Annotated in this window: 1 protein-coding gene; it reads right to left on the reverse strand. The window is 69.5% G+C overall.

Annotation, left to right across the window (positions count from 1 at the left end; all coding sequences use genetic code 11):
- Positions 1 to 837, reverse strand: an 837-nt coding sequence (locus A5767_RS01640) for a cation:proton antiporter domain-containing protein (protein ID WP_064851503.1), incomplete at both ends; no start/stop codon positions are given.

Here is an 837-nt window from a genome sequence, read left to right on the forward strand (position 1 = left end):
CGGTGAGACCGAACGCGACCGTGCTTGCGGTCAGCACGAGCGTGCCGGCGCCGAGCACGGCGTCGTCGACGCCGAGGCGTTCGGCTTCCATCGTCAGATAGAACAATGCGGATACCCCCACCGGCCCGAACCAGCCGAGATACACCGCGTCGCGCAGCGGTAGGTGCAGTGGCCGTCGCAACAACAGTACGACCGGGATCCGCCGCAGAAGCAGGACAGCGACCACCAGGGCGGGTGCCTTCCAGCCCAGCTCGGCCCACTGTTGCCACGGCAGGGCGGCGCCGAGCAGGAAGAACAACGGCAGGACTGCGAACCTGTTGACGGCCTCGTCGATCTCGACTTCGGAAGTCCGTTCGGCGCCGGTGCCGACGGCGTTGAAGGCCAGGCCGCCGACGAATACGGCGAGCACCCCGTCGACGTGCAGCAGACCGGCCACGCCGAGGATGCCCAGGGCAAGCACAACGGTGAATAACAGGGCCGGGCCGTGTGCGGTGGCGCCGTGCTTGTCACCCAGTCGCAGTGCTGCACCGCCGACGGCGCCGAGGAGTGCGCCGGCGACCAGGGCGCCGAGGACCTGCCACAGTGATTCGGTGACCGCTGCACCGGCGCTGAGTGGGCCGGCGACCGCGATCGCGGCGACCACCAGTGGCAGCGCCAGGCCGTCGTTCGCGGCGGATTCGAGCGAGAGCAGCTGTCGGTCCCGGGCGGGAAGGTCACGTTCTGCAAGATCGCCGGTGACCACACTCGAGGCCAGCACCGGATCGGTGGGACAGATCGCGGTGCCGAACAGCAGCGCCGCGGCCAACGGTAAACCGGCCATCGCCCATCCGAGTCCGG

This window comes from Rhodococcus sp. 852002-51564_SCH6189132-a, assembly GCF_001665495.1.
GTDB lineage: Bacteria > Actinomycetota > Actinomycetes > Mycobacteriales > Mycobacteriaceae > Rhodococcus > Rhodococcus pyridinivorans.